This window comes from Nostoc sp. CCY0012, assembly GCF_963920855.1.
Lineage (GTDB): Bacteria > Cyanobacteriota > Cyanobacteriia > Cyanobacteriales > Nostocaceae > Cyanocohniella.
On the sequence record NZ_CAWUDM010000009.1, the window covers coordinates 17242 to 33287 of the forward strand.

9 protein-coding genes are annotated in these 16046 nt (G+C 40.3%); 2 read left to right on the plus strand and 7 right to left on the minus strand.

What is annotated here, in order from left to right; all coding sequences use genetic code 11:
- Positions 1-19 precede the first annotated feature (19 nt).
- On the minus strand, positions 20-1798 hold the full coding sequence (locus tag ACM0OS_RS03855) for an ABC transporter ATP-binding protein (protein ID WP_414541897.1): 1779 nt from the start codon (positions 1796-1798) through the stop codon (positions 20-22).
- A 254-nt stretch (positions 1799-2052) separates the two neighbouring features.
- Here ACM0OS_RS03855 and ACM0OS_RS03860 point away from each other — a divergent pair, with 254 nt between their 5' ends.
- The gene (locus ACM0OS_RS03860; protein ID WP_414541838.1) at positions 2053-2262 is read left to right on the plus strand and encodes a hypothetical protein; all 210 of its coding nucleotides are present in this window, start codon (positions 2053-2055) and stop codon (positions 2260-2262) included.
- Positions 2263-3098: 836 nt separating this feature from the next.
- Positions 3099-4343 (plus strand): exonuclease subunit SbcD, encoded by a 1245-nt coding sequence (gene sbcD, locus ACM0OS_RS03865; protein ID WP_414541839.1) that lies wholly within the window; start codon positions 3099-3101, stop codon positions 4341-4343.
- A gap of 98 nt (positions 4344-4441) precedes the next feature.
- Here the strand turns inward: sbcD and ACM0OS_RS03870 are convergent, their stop codons facing one another.
- The 6 genes from ACM0OS_RS03870 to ACM0OS_RS03895 all read right to left on the minus strand — a co-directional run bounded on the left by ACM0OS_RS03870 (position 4442) and on the right by ACM0OS_RS03895 (position 15991).
- Entirely contained in the window at positions 4442-7087 is a 2646-nt protein-coding gene (locus tag ACM0OS_RS03870; protein WP_414541840.1) for a zinc-dependent metalloprotease, read from the minus strand.
- Between the two features lie 649 nt (positions 7088-7736).
- On the minus strand, positions 7737-9419 hold the full coding sequence (locus ACM0OS_RS03875; protein WP_414541841.1) for a patatin-like phospholipase family protein: 1683 nt from the start codon (positions 9417-9419) through the stop codon (positions 7737-7739).
- Positions 9420-9483: 64 nt separating this feature from the next.
- Positions 9484-11436 (minus strand): GMC family oxidoreductase, encoded by a 1953-nt coding sequence (locus tag ACM0OS_RS03880; RefSeq protein ID WP_414541842.1) that lies wholly within the window; start codon positions 11434-11436, stop codon positions 9484-9486.
- A gap of 249 nt (positions 11437-11685) precedes the next feature.
- Complete coding sequence (locus ACM0OS_RS03885) at positions 11686-12609, minus strand: hypothetical protein (RefSeq protein WP_414541843.1); 924 nt, start codon at positions 12607-12609, stop codon at positions 11686-11688.
- Between the two features lie 349 nt (positions 12610-12958).
- Positions 12959-14719, minus strand: a complete 1761-nt coding sequence (locus ACM0OS_RS03890; RefSeq protein WP_414541844.1) for a peroxidase family protein — start codon at positions 14717-14719, stop codon at positions 12959-12961.
- A gap of 807 nt (positions 14720-15526) precedes the next feature.
- A complete protein-coding gene (locus ACM0OS_RS03895) occupies positions 15527-15991 on the minus strand; it encodes a hypothetical protein (protein ID WP_414541845.1) in 465 nt (154 codons plus the stop codon).
- Between the last annotated feature and the right edge of the window lie 55 nt (positions 15992-16046).

Below are 16046 nucleotides of genomic sequence, written 5' to 3' on the forward strand. Positions count from 1 at the left end.
TGATTTTGGATGTGAGATTTTAAATTTTCGATGGGAAATTAGGTTCTGCGAATCCATCTAGATTGGGGGTTTTTATTACTTGAGATTCCAGAATTACACCATACAAAGGACTGGTTTGCATTAATTCTTCATGGGTTCCTTGGGCGATTAATCGACCTTTATCAAGGAGAAAAATTCGGTCGGCGGTTTTGACAGTGCTAATACGTTGAGCCACCACAAAGGTTGTACAAGCTTTGCGATACATCAAGTCATCCAACGCGGCTTGAATTTCGGCAGCGGTTTTGGCATCTACGGCTGAGGTACTATCATCCAAAATTAAAATACTGTAATCGGTGAGTAAGGTACGGGCGATCGCAATTCTTTGTTTCTGTCCACCAGATAAACCTACGCCTCGTTCCCCAACAATGGTTTCGTAGCCATCGGGTAAGCTATTAATAAAATCGTGAATTTGTGCAGTTTTCGCCGCTTCTATAACTGCTTCTAGACTGGCATTCGGTTCGGCATAGGCGATATTTTCCCGAATAGTACCAGAAAACAGAGTGGTTTCCTGAAAGACAATGCCAATTCTCGACCTGAGACTTTTAAGGGTAAAATCCCTGATATCTCGGCCATCAATGCGAACCGCCCCGTGGGTGACATCGTAAAAGCGGGGAATCAAATTCATGATGGTGCTTTTTCCTGAAGCTGTCATGCCTAAAACGGCGATTAATTCATTGGGTTTCGTTTCAAAGGAAACTCTAGTTAAAGCTTCAGTTGTGGCTCCTGGATAGCGAAAACAAACGTTCTCAAATGTGATTCTGCCACCACAGGTTCTAAATGGGATAGCATTGGGGCGATCGCGGATTTCCACTTCAGCATCGACAATTTCATAAACCCGTTCCGCAGAAGCTATGGCTTGGGCGATGGAAGGGGCGGCAAATCCAATTAATAATATTGGTTGCAAAATTAAGGTGAGATAGGAATTAAATGCTACTAGTTCACCAATGGAGAAGGTACCACCTATTACCTGTGCGCCGCCAAAGGCAAACACTGCCAACGTGACCAAATTACTCAGCAAAAAAATAAACGGGAAGGTATTGCGGATAGCCTGAATCGTTTTCATGTTGGCTTTAATCAGGCTATCGTTAAGGTTCGTGTAACGTGTAGTTTCCACTGGTTCCCGCACAAAAGCTTTGACTACCCTGACCCCTAATAAGTTTTCTTGCAATACGGCATTAAGTTCACTGAGTCGTTCTTGTATCTGCCCAAATAACGTAGTATTGCGGATGAGAAATTGTGCCATCAACCATGCAGTCATTGGTACTACTGTCAGTGAAATCAGCGCCAGTTGCCAGTTCATCACCAGCAAAACTATGGCGACAGTAACTAAAGTTACAACTCCACTGATGACTTGAATCAAGCTCGTACCCACAAATGTGCGAATCTGCTCAATATCACTAGTTACACGGGTAAGTAATTGTGAAGTCTGTGATTGGTCATGATAGCTAAAACTGAGATGTTGAATTTTACTGAAAATCTGGTTACGCAGTTGATAGGCTACACCTTGAGACGCCGTTTCTGCTAAATAACTTTGCCCAAAGTTAAATAAACCACGGGCGATCGCCGCTACTACCAACCAAGCAGCGCTGTAGAATACAATTTGTAAGTTTTTATTGACAATACCTTGATCTATTCCCCAGCGAAACAATTGGGGAGTCAGTGCATTAGCCGCTGTTAAAAGCAAAAGGCTAACTAATGCTCCCATCGAAGTCCATCGGTAAGTGCTTAAACTTCCTAGTACCCGCTGAATTGGCTGCATCGAGGAAGTTTCCTGGAGATCTGGTGGCTGAACCAATCGAATCACTCCTGTGTCTTGGAAAAATGATCACCCACTTATAGATTAATGTTTTGTGTTGACTAGTGAATCTTTCGGTATCAAGATTAAGTAAATTCACTTTTTGTTTTCCACCAGTCTGAGTCAATTGAATGTATAATTTTTACGTAAAATTTCACTGAAGCGAGATAATTTAGATTTCGCAAATTTAACTTTATATCTCAAATGGGTGTAAGGCGATGATTTCTCAAGATTATGACTCAATTAATGCTGTAGATGAACTATTAAGAAAAATTAGAATCAAAGAAAATCAATTAAAAATTGCCCAAACATCTAATATGATTTATGCATCTGAAGTATTAAAGCAACAAATATTAGAGTTACAGCATCAACTATCAGGATCACACGACCCTGAACTACACGCATTAATGAGTTTATGGGACAATTAAAAATTTAAATTAATCAACTCAATTCAGTTTTGATAATAAAAATCTGCCCGTTGGCATGATATTATTTCCAACCGTCCCCATGACCCTAAACTTATGTGCAAAGGGGTATGGTTCATTTTCAGTTGGCTAATATCAATGAATCTATTGCTGATTTTGATATGGCAGAAAAACTCGAACCAGCTTGAACACGATACCAAGTTTTACCTTACCAAACTAAATAGAAGCCCCAAGCCAACCAAAACCAAAACCCCACTCATAATTAAGCAGGGTTTTGTAAAGATTTGTGTACTAAAATGAGCAATTTTAATTTCTAGTTATAGCTAGAAAAAATTCATGATGGCAATGATGCTGACACTGGTCAACATGATTAAAGCACCCATAGCCATAGATACACCAAGTTGGTTGGGAAGTTTTGAGTTATTCATTTTTAATAAAATCCTTGTTTTTTATGATTTTATAAGATTATCAGTTACCGTATAAATATCTATAAAAGTACGGTAAAACTTAAAATAGCGTAAAGTATCTTAGTAAATATGCTAGTACTTATTCATAAATTGGGGTTAAATATTTAGAGGCTAGAGGCGATTAGGTTAGTTTTAGATTCTTAGCTGTGGGATTTTTTGGTAATAAAGAGTTAGGGCTAGGAACTTCCAGAAATTAAATTATCCAATTTACTGGGATGCAAGGTTGTCTTTCTCCCCCCTGCTCCCTGCTCCCCTGCTCCCCTGCTTACCCAGTGATTGGACATTTATTTAGTTTGAAGTCCTCTATTACCTCACCATCCCAAAATTACGTTATCGTGGCGTAAGTCTTAAGTATGTTAGATCTGAGCCAGCATGATTAAAATCCTTCACTTATCTGACATCCATATGGGAAGCGGTTTCTCCCACGGACGCATGAATCCAGCCACAGGTTTAAATACACGCTTAGAAGATTTTGTCAATACCTTGTCTCGATGTATTGACCGGGCGTTAACAGATCCAGTGGATTTAGTAATCTTCGGTGGTGATGCTTTCCCAGATGCTACCCCACCGCCATATGTGCAAGAAGCTTTTGCCAGTCAGTTTCGACGGCTAGTTGATGCAGATATCCCTACAGTGCTATTGGTAGGGAACCATGACCAACATTCCCAAGGAATGGGAGGCGCAAGTTTAAATATTTACCGCACCTTGGGAGTTAGGGGTTTTGTTGTAGGTGATACGTTAACCACGCACAACATCAATACTCGCAATGGTAAGGTGCAAGTAATTACCCTCCCTTGGCTTACCCGTTCAACTTTGATGACTCGTCAGGAAACTGAAAGTTTGTCTTTAGCGGAAGTCAATCAACTGTTAACCGATCGCCTACAAGTTGTTTTAGAAGGAGAAATTCGCCGTCTTGATCCTGATGTACCAACTGTGCTTTTGGCGCATTTGATGGCTGATAATGCAACTTTAGGAGCCGAACGCTTTTTAGCTGTGGGTAAAGGGTTTACTCTACCTTTGTCTTTGCTGATTCGGCCTTGTTTTGATTATGTAGCGTTAGGACATGTGCATCGCCACCAAAATTTAAATAAATCTAATAACCCGCCTGTAATTTATCCCGGAAGTATTGAACGGGTGGATTTTAGCGAGGAAAAAGAAGACAAGGGCTATGTGATCATCGAACTGGCGAGGGGTAGTGCTAATTGGGAATTTTGTCCTTTAGAGGTGCGGGTGTTTCGGACAATTGATGTGGATGTTTCTAAAACAGATGAGCCGCAAGCTGTTTTAATGAAGGCGATCGCTAAACATAATCTTGAAGATGCGGTGGTACGGTTAATTTATAAACTGCGATCAGAACAAATGGATACGATTGATACTGCTGCTATCCATGCTGCTTTAAGTCCAGCGCACAACTATACTATTCAAGCAGAATTAGTGAGTCAGTTGGCTCGGCCACGTATTCCTGAGTTGACTGCTAGTAGTAGTATTGATCCTCGCACGGCTTTGCAAACTTATTTAAATAATCGGGAAGATTTGCGGGATATTGCTGGCTTGATGTTGGAGGCAGCGGAAAAGTTACTCGCTGATGAGGTGGCGGTGGGGTTGGAAGGTTTTTGATAGAGGATTATATCTCACGCAAAGTCAAGCCAGTGCGTTGGGCGGGTTCCCCGACTTGTAGCAACTGGCGCGCTAAGGAGCGCAGAAAGGCGCAAACCTTATTCTTTGAATGTTTTGCTGATGCGATCGCTTGTAAATTCTAGGTGGGCTATGGTGTAAATATCAAGTTGTTCTCGAAATTGTTGAAGTTGGGCATCGATGGCTTTTTGCAGTTGGTGCAATTGGTACCAAGCAAGGGTTTGACTATCGTTGGTTGTATCTGTGGGATGCTTGATAATTTCTAGCAAAATGTCTAAATGTTCTTGTTGCAATGAACGGCGGAGACTAGAAATTAATTTTGGTGTATCTGGGGTTATAACTTCTGTCCAGATGCTTTGTTGTAGGGTGTCGAATAATTCTGGCATAGAGAGTGCTTGTCCAGGTTGGCTTTTAAATTCTATATCTCTTAACCGATTTAGGCGATCGCTGTCTAGTAATGAATGTAATATTTGGCTTTGAAATCTGATAATTCTTTCGTGAATGGGATAATCTAGACGGTTCTGGGGAACTAAGCTACCCCAATGTTGCCAACGGGATGGTGCTAGTTGATTTAGTAATTGCGATGAAAAATTAAAAGCATCTTCGGCAAACACATACTCTTGTAATTTGGCTAATGCTTGACGTTGTTCCGCCAGGGTAACAGGTACAAATGCCCATGAAGGATCATCACTGACATGCAAACGTTGAAATGATTGTCCGCCAATATATTGAACAATCAAGTTAGCGTTACGAAAATAATATTTGAGTATTTTATTAAATAAGTCGCGCAGGTGGCTATAACTTTCTCCTGGTGGGAGATAATGCTGATCAAGCTTTTGCCACATTACACGGGCATTATCCATTTGCCATTGGGAATACAGCAAGACATCGCTACTCATATCCCAAAGATTTGCTAAAGGATTAATATCCCAAATATCTTCATCCGTGGCATAAGATAATTCGGGTTGAGGCGAGGCTAAGGCGATTTGTTCTAAAAAGCTTTTTTCTATTTCTAGATTTGAGTTGGGTTTATAACCATACATAATCGCCCATTCATCATAAGGGCCAATAATCTCTGGAAAATAATCGCCTTGCTGGATTCCCTGTGGTGCTATATTCACGGGTAAATAGTCCATGACTGAACTTACTAACCCTTTGGTGTGGGTAATTTGCGGATTATTTAAATCTGCGGGTGCTAACATACTGCTGCCATGAAAGTTGTGACGTAAACCGAGGGTATGTCCGACTTCATGGGCAATCAAGGAACGTAAATATTGATGTATATACTCCTGCATGACTTCACTACTCGGTGTAGTGTTTTGCAAAAGTGATAATGCTAGCGCTCCCATTGCTGCTTGTTCTGTAGACTCCATGCCATAGCAAATTTCACTGTCTGCTAGTAAATTTTGTCTGTCTTTTGCAGATATAGAACTGTGACACTGGTTTGTCGGTGTATGTGTTTCCATCATGGCATGATATTCATGCTGAATTGAGCGCACCATATTGGCATCGACGATGATATCTGCATCCAATATTTCCCCAGTGAAGGGGTTGACGCGCATTGGCCCTCTCGCAAAACCTGCATCCACAGAATTAAACCACCGAATAGTGTTGTAGCGGATATCTGCGGGTTGCCAATCAGCATCATCTGGCATTTGTCGCACTTCGATGGCATTTTGGAATCCTGCTTTTTCAAATGCTTGATTCCACATCAAAACGCCTTCACGAATGGCATCACGGTACGATAAAGGTACAGCATTTTCAATCCAAAATACTATCGGCTTTTTGGGTGGAGACAAAGGTGCATCAGGGTTGGATGGTTCTAGATGCCACCGATTAATATATCTGACAAATAATTCTGGAGCGTTGTGATCAGCAAAATTTTGGAAGGCGGTAATAAAATATCCTACTCGGTCATCGGCAAGTCGAGGAATATAATTATTGTTTTCTCTCAGTAGGGAAAAGCTGTAGTGTACTTTTAGACTCAGTGACCGACTATCAGGTAAGGTAATTAAATGTGCTGGATCTTGTGAGGAAAAACCGTAAATTGCATCAATTTCTAGATTCTCTGCAAAGCTGTTAATACCACCAAAATATGACTTGCTATTATCTAGGCGGTAATCAGCCTGCAATGAGTATTTTAATAAAGGTGTTAATCCGGGAAAATCCTGCATGAGCAGATGATCCAGATCAATAATCATATTTTGATTGTCAGGATTAACTCTCTCTATTGGTAGCGAAAATAGCACAGAATCGCTAAATGAACGCTCAAGCGATCGCTGTTCTGGTTCACTAGGTTGTGTACGAAATTTTACATTACGCACCACAAAGTGCAAATTATGATTGACTCGCCGGAAGTAAAAAAGAAAATCATTCAGTGGTAGTCCACTATAAATACCACTTTCCCCAATACCAGATTCTAAGGTTACCGTAGCCAAGTAGTTTTGATTCAGTTGCTCTGGTTTAATTTCTAAGTAAACCTTGCCTGATTCCTCACTGCTATAAAGTGTGAACAGTCCCTCTAGTTTATCTGTAGCTTTAATCACCTCACGCCATCGAGAAAAATCTTCCTTTCTCTGTCTGCCAAAGTTCTCAATTTCTGCAATTACGTTGAATTGCTGCACATCAGGAGCAGTAAGCTGGCTGGCTACTGCGTAATCAAAATTTAGTATTAAATTAGACAATAATACTACTAAGATGACTAACTTCGTGATCCAATATTTCATCCTTTAGAGCAGGCTTTGCCGTGAGCGTCAGCCGGAGGGGAATGGGGAACAGAAAAACCAGAGGTAACTACTTACCTGTGAGAGTTTCCGAGTAATTTTTCATTTATAAGATAAAATTGGGCAGACGACAATATTTATCTCTTTAGATAGATGTTAATCCAGGATAAACACTTTTTTTGTACTGTATCTGTATTTAAGACTACGTTTAGTGGCGATCGCTTCAAAGTGAACAAGAAACTCTCATAATTAAAATTCGGCAATGATTGTAGTAGCTCACAAAATTAACTGTAAAAATAGCAAATTTAGCAGTTTATCAATTAGATAATTTAGATGCTAAGTAGAATGGTGTAAATAATTAAAGGTTTGTAGTGAGGACTTTAGTCCTCTAATAAGGACTGAAGTCCTTACTACGAAACAAATGCAATTTTTTTTACATTACTTCACATAGTTTGTTTTTTTCAAGTCGTTCTACTTAATTGCCACATTACCATCCCAATACTCTGCTAATATTTAGTTGTTTTCCAAAGTATAAATTTTGCCATCTTACATTATGAAACTGCTCTAGGTTTACCTGGGGCGGTTTTCAATATACTCTTTCAAACTCGATTTATTCCGTTTCAGCAAGCTTTTAATGATATGCTGTTATTCCCTACAACTGACCGTATTTCCGCAAATTTGCCTCTATTTGAGATTTAATTGTATTTACTAAACGTCCACGTTTCATAAACCAGAGAAAATTAAGCACATTACGGGTGAATCCGTCATTAATGGATAAATTAATCAGGCGCGGGATAATCACCTGCATTCGTTTTTCAATTTGTTGTTCTAGAACTCTTAAATTGTCGTGACGATATTGAGGCCAAGGTGGTAAATTAATTACCTTTGTAGCTGAACCAACAAGAGGAATTATTGGCAAAAAAATATCTGTTTCCCCTGCTTTTTGCACTTGCCATTGGGGATTATTTTTCAGTGATTCAGACCAAGAATTAAATAATGGATTATCAGCAGATAACACAAAATGCTTCTGTAAAAATCTTTGACAATTACGACGACCAAGTATATAATCATGATGTCGAAATTCCCGTGAAAGAAAACCGCCAAAGGCATTAACGCTACCACACGCTAACGGTTTGTCAACAGGCCGATCACTGCGTTCTGGAGCTATTAAAAAGCGGCTATAAATATCTTCCTCCATCGCTAAAACTAACTCATCAGGCTTGAATCTTACTTGGTTAACCAAACTCCTAAACATCCGCGACACTAAGCCGAGTAGATGATTGTCGGGATTAACTGCATTCACATCATTGGGAAATGGATCTATCAACAAAGTTGCGCGTTTTGCTTGCCGTGCATCCTGCGGATTACGTTGTTCATTACCTCTGAGTGCAGCACGAACAAGTTCTATGGGTTCATTGCTAATAATGCCGCCATCCACACTTGTAAACTTATAAGGGACTTCACTAACTAAATCTTTTTTAGGAATGATGGTGCGAAAACCAGACTTGGAAGGTTGATTTGCATCCCCACCACAAAGCAGCATTTCCCACAGACGATTATCGTAATAATTAATACTATCTCTTTCTAGTTCTTGAGGAGCTAACCCGATGGGAAAGGCACTACTGGCTAATGCAGCATTAATCAGTAATTGCCAATTATCAGTGTCACTTTTATCGGGATTGAGAGCGATCGCACCGTTTGCTGTTGTCCGATTCTGCCCTATAGTAAAGTGCATAAAATCGGCATGTTTAATCATCAGATGTCCTGGAATGTTGGCGTTGGCTGTTTGCGCCTGAATTACATAAGGAACACCACGCAGGTTGGTAACACACAAATAAATCTGTAAAGGATCGGCAATGTAAGGTCTTGGCGCACGCAGAGGTTCCCGCTTGAGAACGTCTTGAGCAATATCTTTCAAAATGGTGGAATCGAGAAATGACAACACTGGGGATTGGGGATTTTCCAAATCATGTGCTTTTAAAAAATGAGAAATATCAATTCTTTGTACCCAACTTGTATATAGTTGATTCTTGACTGATTGACTTTTTGGATCTTCAATTACAGGAACCATTTCACCATACAATGAAGATGCCGTCAGAGAAGCGACAATCGCACCAGCTGATGCTCCCGACATAGCTTTAATTAAAACATCATGTGGGGGAATTTCCCATTGGGCAAAATCATCACCATACTGCTGCTGCTGTGAATTTTTTTGCAGATACCACTGATCTAATGCTTCAAATAAAAAGTCAATGACACCAGAGGTATAAGCACCAGCAGAGACAGCGCCAGCCATGACTAAACCAATCTCAAAAGGTGGGTGTTTTTCTGCCATTTTTTTGTTCCTTAAAGAACGCAAAGTACATAAAGATATGAAATATAGAGAGTTTAGCTTTACTTTATAAAGCAACTGGATGAGTGGCCGCGTGTTGCAAAATTACATCGCTAGCTTTTTCACTAATCATGTATATGGAGGTCACTATAAAAAAGCCAGGAATGAAAGGAAATACTGATGCATCTACCACACGTAAATTTTGTGTGCCGTATACGCGAAATTCGCTATCTAGAACTGCCATTTTGTCTTCAGGGCGACCAATTTTACAAGTACCGCAAGCATGATGTCCCCAGGCTTCATCTTTGATAAACTGCTTAATTTTTTGCGGTTCATCTATACTTTTTCCTGGGAGCATTTCTGATTTTTTAAACAAGCGAGTACGTTGGGTCATGCGTCTGACAAATTCTACGCCTTCGACTACAGATAATAAGTCTTCTTCATTAATATCATTTCCTTCATCAAAGTAGCGAAAATTGATTTCTGGTACATCTTGCGGATCTGCACTTTTCAAGGTGACTGTACCAGCGGTATTGTTGGTATGGGCTTTCAGTACTGCCCAAGTAAATAAGTTTTTATTGGTGGCAATTTCTTCAGAATATTTGAGAAAATAACCTTTAAAGTAAGCAGGTAAACCAAAAATAAATAAGTCTGGTTCTGGTCGTTCGCGGTGTGATTTTTTGATAATACCTAATACCGCGCCATTAGTAGTGTAGACACCTGTTTTAGAACGATTCCATTCTAATAAACAAGAATCAGTAATTTGCTGCTCTGGTTGGGGTTCTGTGAATGTACAATTATCCAGAATGGTAAAGTTTTCATTCATTTCATTGACTACACCCACTTCGTAACGATCTTGTAAATTTGCACCCACCCCAGGTAAATCTACCCGCACTTCTATTCCTAACTGTGATAATTCTTCTTTGGGGCCAATTCCCGATAACTTAAGTAATTGAGGAGTATTGAAAGCACCCCCAGCGAGGATGATTTCTCTTTTTACCGGAACTGTGTGTTTAACTTGAGAGTTATCAGTTTGATTTGCTCTCGGGTCAGCACGATAGAGGTGTTTACCTTCAAGATACTCCACTGCGATCGCCTGATTTTGCTCATCCAGAACTACCTTAGTCACCAAAGCATGAGTTTTGACAATTAATCGGTCAGGATACTGGCGTTCGACTTCGCGGATATATTCTCGCGTTCCCGTCCGCTTACCGTCTTTCACAGCTAGTGGTACAGAAAACACACCTTGACCACTACTTTTGACAACTCGCCAATCATTGGGGTCTAACAGTTGGTCGATGAACTCTAAAGGATCACCCTGTCCTAATTTGACTAAATTTAAAACATTAGCCAAAAAACTCTTGAAAACTACCTTAATAATTTGCAGTAAACTTTTACCTTGTTCCCCCAAAGCTTGCAAAGCCGATTTTAAAATCACTTTTAAGAGTTGGCGATCGCGCACTACTAACTTGGGATCTGCTAAATTAGTTGTCAGCCAACCATCAAAGCCGTGCCTACTCGGATTACCATTGGGATTAATCGGGCGGTCAAGATAATTACAGCGTTCCAACTTTTCAAAATATTTCCGCATATGATCGCTGTTCCAGGAAGCATCCCCGGTAATTTCCGCGATTTTGTCCCAGTCACTATTGTGGGGATACACCGTAATCATGGCATTGTGAGCCGTACATCCCCCCAGAGTCCCCGCCCGTGGATACAAAATTCCTTGATGCTCCGGGCTAAACTTAGAATCACGCCGTTGCTGTGTCTCATCAGAATAGTGTTTGACAAAGAAATCCCAACGTAAATCTTCGTCTTCTGTGGCTCGTGCGTGCAATGCTGGTACTGAGTAAGTGTAACGTTCCTTGTCTTGAGTTTCTCCCTCATCACGCAAAGGATCACCACCTGCTTCCAACAATAAAACCTTATAACCTGCTTTAGCTAAATTTGCCGCTAAAGGGCCACCACCAGCACCCGAACCAACAACAATATAATCATACTCAGCTTCTTTATTATTCATTCTCTGTGTCCTCTGTGACTCTGTGGTTTTTTGAAGAAAATTCTTTCATTTTGTGAGGTACAACAAAAAAGAATTAACTGCCGATAGAATAAGATGAACCCAGATAAACGCCGATGAATTTGTACCTCTGTAGATTAAGAAATGATATATAGTAGGATTCCTATTTGATTGATGAACAGCCTTAGTACAAAATCAAAAAGTTTTCCCCACTCCCTACTCCCTACTCCCCACTCCCCACTCCCTGCTATATTAACGATTACGAAAACGCTGATGTCTAAAAAATAGCTGACTATCACCGTAAAATGAAGAGACAAATTCCGATGTAGTTTCAATATGTCCAATTAATTGCGATCGCTCACGAATTTCCCCTTGACTCAACTTATTATCTGCAACTTCTTCCGGTTTCACTCCATAAACAGAATATAAAACTGTGCCACTAGAAATTGTTGCTAAGTCGGTTCTAAAATCATGGGGAGGACTTTCAGGAAACTGCAAATCAGGATGAGGAACCAGAAAAATCTGCGCCGGGTAATAAGCCTGACCTTCTGGTTGTCCCTGCTGGTTTATTTCTCCTAACTGCTCTAAATAAAGCTTTGTCGGATACCGCGTCACGCGACTAAAAATTAAGTTGATAATAACAGGGCCAAAACTCTTCACCACTGGCACTATATTAGATAGTTCATTGGCAAAAAAATTATAATTTTGCTCTTGCCCCACTAAAGATACTAAAGCAGAAAAATTAGCTGATGGTTTAGCATCGACAAATAACTTCATAGCCAGACCTGGTGCAAAACCTCGGTCGGCTGGATCTCCTGTTACAGATAAGCGTAAAAGTCCATAATCTGCTTTTTTAAACAATCCTGTAAATGGTGTATTATTTGTCGGAATAAACTTAAGTTTTGCCACACTACCATGAGCATGAATCGCCTTTTTCCAATTAATAGGTACTTCATCTTCTTGACGATCCATTTTCGCTTTCAGCGCAGTCAAAAATAAACCAATAATATCAATTTTTTTTAGGGGAGGAAGTTGCTCATAGCGAGATTTGAGGATTCTTTCATTCCATAAATAATCTTGTTTTTTTTCGGCTGACCATGATTGATAATCTTCGGGTAAGACACCCAAATCTTGGGCATGATACCAAAATTGCTGAATCTCTGCTAAATGTTGCATACTATCCTCCCTGATGACAATTTTGGATTTTAGATTTTGGATTTTGGATTAATTCCACACATCAATCTTTTCATCTCCTTAAGAATCTAACTTTTCACGATATCTGGAAAACCTCTCTCTAAATCTCTCTCCTGCGAGGAGAGAGACTTTGAATTAGAGACTTGAAATTTCTGATTTGGAAGTTAGATTTTCCGTGAAATTTTCCACATGACGTGAAAAGTCAGCCTTAAGAATAGCGAACGATATTCCGTAATTTGTGCGTAAGTCCTAATAAATGTGAAAAACAAAAAAACTCTTCCACTACTCCCTACTCTCCACTCCCCACTCCCCACTCCCTACCGCAGTCTTGTTAACGTACCTTTCTCCAAGGGGCAAAACCATTACTCACACCAAGCAAAGCTGGCGCTAACTGCGGATAGTGACGACGGAGAATTGTCAAAATAGTATTGTTGTCAATCCAATCCAAGCCAAATTGAGTGTAAACCTCAGCTGTATAATCCTTCGTAAAGAAGCGATCGCTCTTTAAACGTCGGGATGCCATTAAGATAAACACCCGAAATGCTGTATCACTAAAACCAAAGCCGTCTGGTAGATCTTCAGCAAATAAACCCACCATCAGATCTACACTGTCAATATCGTTGTTATAAACTTCTTTGAGTTCCTTAACCCATTGTGGGTTAGTGGTAATTTCGTCAAAAGATTTGACCTTACCACGACCTAACAATTCCCGGAAGCGATTATAGCGAGGAACGCCTCTTTCTCTATCCCGCAAAATATCAATAGCGGCTAAATCAAAGGCTTTTGTGTCGTCTCCTAACAAATCTCCCGACAGTTGTCGCAAAAAGCGGGGATAGTTATGTAACCGCACAGCACCGGGGTAACTAACACCAAAGGAGTAAAATAAATCCTCCATCTGCATTTCTTCTAGAAATTTGCGAGTGTTCTTACCAGCTACTTCGGGAAATTCTTTGGTATTGATTAACTTACCGTCGCTGACTGCATGAAACTCCAAATCATCGGGAATTAATGGATGCATCCGATATACAGAGACAAATTCTTCGGTGAGATAATAAGGTGCAGCATGATGATCGGTGGCTGAACCAACAATCCCACTCAACAATTCACTATCACCAATTCGTCCCCAGCGTCGTTTAACATCTTGTCCCAGTAACCCCCACCAGTTGGCATTTAAGGCTATGTCTGTAGCTGGATGGGGAAGGATAGCTGGAGTCCATTCGACGGTATGAATTTTCGCCATCAAAGCAGCGTTAATTAGTCGCGCATGGTCGAATAATTCGTCATCTGTCCACTCTGGATATATTTTCTGTAATTGCTCGCAGATATGGTTATGTTCTTTGACAAACAAAGTATGCAACATGCTGAGTCCTATCCACCAAGCACCAGCAAAGCCTACTTGTTCTTCAATGCCATTTTCTGTGGGTAATAAGCCATTGTCACTAACACGTAATTTACCGTCAACATGGGAACGCAGTTTATCAATTGTTTCTTGGTTACTGCCATAAACTTGCGAAGCATCCCACCAGTGAGTCACTTCATTAATAAAACTGGCAGGGTTTTTTGTATCTCCTGTGCGAGTCGTGTCATCTAAAGTTTTCTTAACTGGCATTTCCCCATGTTCTTCTGACCAGGGGTCATCCTTTTCTACCGGAATATCAATTTTTTTATTCGGCTGATTATTACCATGACTGAACCAATCATGAGTCTGAAATTGAATCCAGGAAGCAGCCATCAAATTCAAAATTGTCGCGGGTTGAAATTCATCGCGTGCTAATAAAACTCGGCTGACAGTCCGGGGGTTGGGTGTGAGTAAATCTTTTTCATTTGCTTTGGCATCTTGCAGTGGCACATTGCGCCCAAATCGAGTTCCTGCCATACCCATTTCTGGTTTCTGGAGGTCGTTATAGCTGCCATCTGCTGTGCGTACCTTCAAATGCTTGCCGTCGGGACTAGGAGTAGGCTGGGCTAACTTGCTAGTGTCGGGTAATTGTGCCGTATCGTGGAGGTTGTCTTTACGTAGCTTGCCACGGAATTGAACTAATTTTAAAAGTGCCAGAGGAGTCGGTAGTTTATGCCACGGGATTCCAAACATGACTATATCTCCTGATAATTTTTCTTTTTTCTGTCAATTGGAAAATCAAGGCCATATAAATACGCAATATTCCTTGATTTCATCTATTTCCAAGGAACTAAATTTTGAACTTGAGCTATGTTGTTTCACCACACAGTCACAGCAATCTATTCCGGAAAAATTATGATTTTTAACAAATTGTTACCGCGAGCAAATAAACAACAGCCAACAAATTTCAGTTGCGTTATTAAATTAAATCCGGGAAATATTTAGATAGTAAAGCGATAATTGCATCATGCTATACAATTTAAATTATATCAACCGAATTTGAAGAATTTAATACCTTCTTAAGACACTGTTTGTAAATGAATATGAAGGATTAAATCAACAATTTTTGAGTATTTTTTCCATGAAAATGATTAATCATAATGTCATTAATCATCGATTCGCCAATTACTAGTAACAAAACGTAATCATTATCCTAGGGAGGTTACTGATTTCAACAAGCCCTATGCCTAACAGCAAGCAACAGGTAGTAATAGTCCTTCCCGAATATTGAATCTCCAGTTCTGCGGGGAGAAAAAGCAAAAAACGCCGTCTGAGACTTTGCCCAAAACCGCGTTTTTCCAGAAAATGTATGTGTTTTTTTGACTGCAAGCTGAATACTCATGACTTCTAGTTCTAAGTTAGGCGCTCCACTTAGATGAGATTCAAAAGCCTACTTAGGAATGTGGATTTAATAAAATACAAAACCTCACCCCCAACCCCTCTCCTTGGTAAGGAGAGGGGAGACTTTGACGCAAGTCAAAGGCGGGGTGAGGTCAAAAACTAGACTTGTATGTTATTTAATTCATGTTCCTTAGAGGTTGCTGAAATCTTATGAGCATTTTGCAACCTTGCCCGAATGACCCTCAATTGCTCTTCGTTACTGATGGGGGAACGTGGGGATGGGAGTTCGGTATTAGGCCAGTTGGGTAAATTATTGCAGGGACAAGACAAAGCTGGCATCCCCAAGGTGCGGATAGGTACTGGCATATCACAACGACCACAAGGGGACATTTCCCAAGCAGGGGTTAGCAGTTCGTGAATGGTTTCATGAGTACCTTCTAGGTAGGAATCACCTGTGGGTTGTGAGAGAATCTTTTGCCAACATTCTTCAAATTCTGCACTATAGCGATCGCCTTGTAGCACTGGTTGGGGCAAAAAGCTTTCCTTCCCATTGCTCGTAACCACTTTTTTACCTAACTGAAACCAGTAGGCTAAATACTGTTTAACTTCTTGTTTGGTTGCCATACCACAATTCTAAAGTTTTGCCAGACTATTTTTTTGGTTGAATACCTAATTTTAA

Excerpts from the sequence above, each read along its gene's own strand:
- ACM0OS_RS03895 (WP_414541845.1), bottom strand. The coding sequence starts at position 15,991 with ATGGCAACCAAACAAGAAGTTAAACAGTATTTAGCCTACTGGTTTCAG.
- ACM0OS_RS03880 (WP_414541842.1), bottom strand. The coding sequence starts at position 11,436 with ATGAATAATAAAGAAGCTGAGTATGATTATATTGTTGTTGGTTCGGGT.
- ACM0OS_RS03885 (WP_414541843.1), bottom strand. The coding sequence starts at position 12,609 with ATGCAACATTTAGCAGAGATTCAGCAATTTTGGTATCATGCCCAAGAT.
- ACM0OS_RS03890 (WP_414541844.1), bottom strand. The coding sequence starts at position 14,719 with ATGTTTGGAATCCCGTGGCATAAACTACCGACTCCTCTGGCACTTTTA.
- ACM0OS_RS03860 (WP_414541838.1), top strand. The coding sequence starts at position 2,053 with ATGATTTCTCAAGATTATGACTCAATTAATGCTGTAGATGAACTATTA.
- ACM0OS_RS03855 (WP_414541897.1), bottom strand. The coding sequence starts at position 1,798 with ATGCAGCCAATTCAGCGGGTACTAGGAAGTTTAAGCACTTACCGATGG.
- ACM0OS_RS03875 (WP_414541841.1), bottom strand. The coding sequence starts at position 9,419 with ATGGCAGAAAAACACCCACCTTTTGAGATTGGTTTAGTCATGGCTGGC.
- sbcD (WP_414541839.1), top strand. The coding sequence starts at position 3,099 with ATGATTAAAATCCTTCACTTATCTGACATCCATATGGGAAGCGGTTTC.
- ACM0OS_RS03870 (WP_414541840.1), bottom strand. The coding sequence starts at position 7,087 with ATGAAATATTGGATCACGAAGTTAGTCATCTTAGTAGTATTATTGTCT.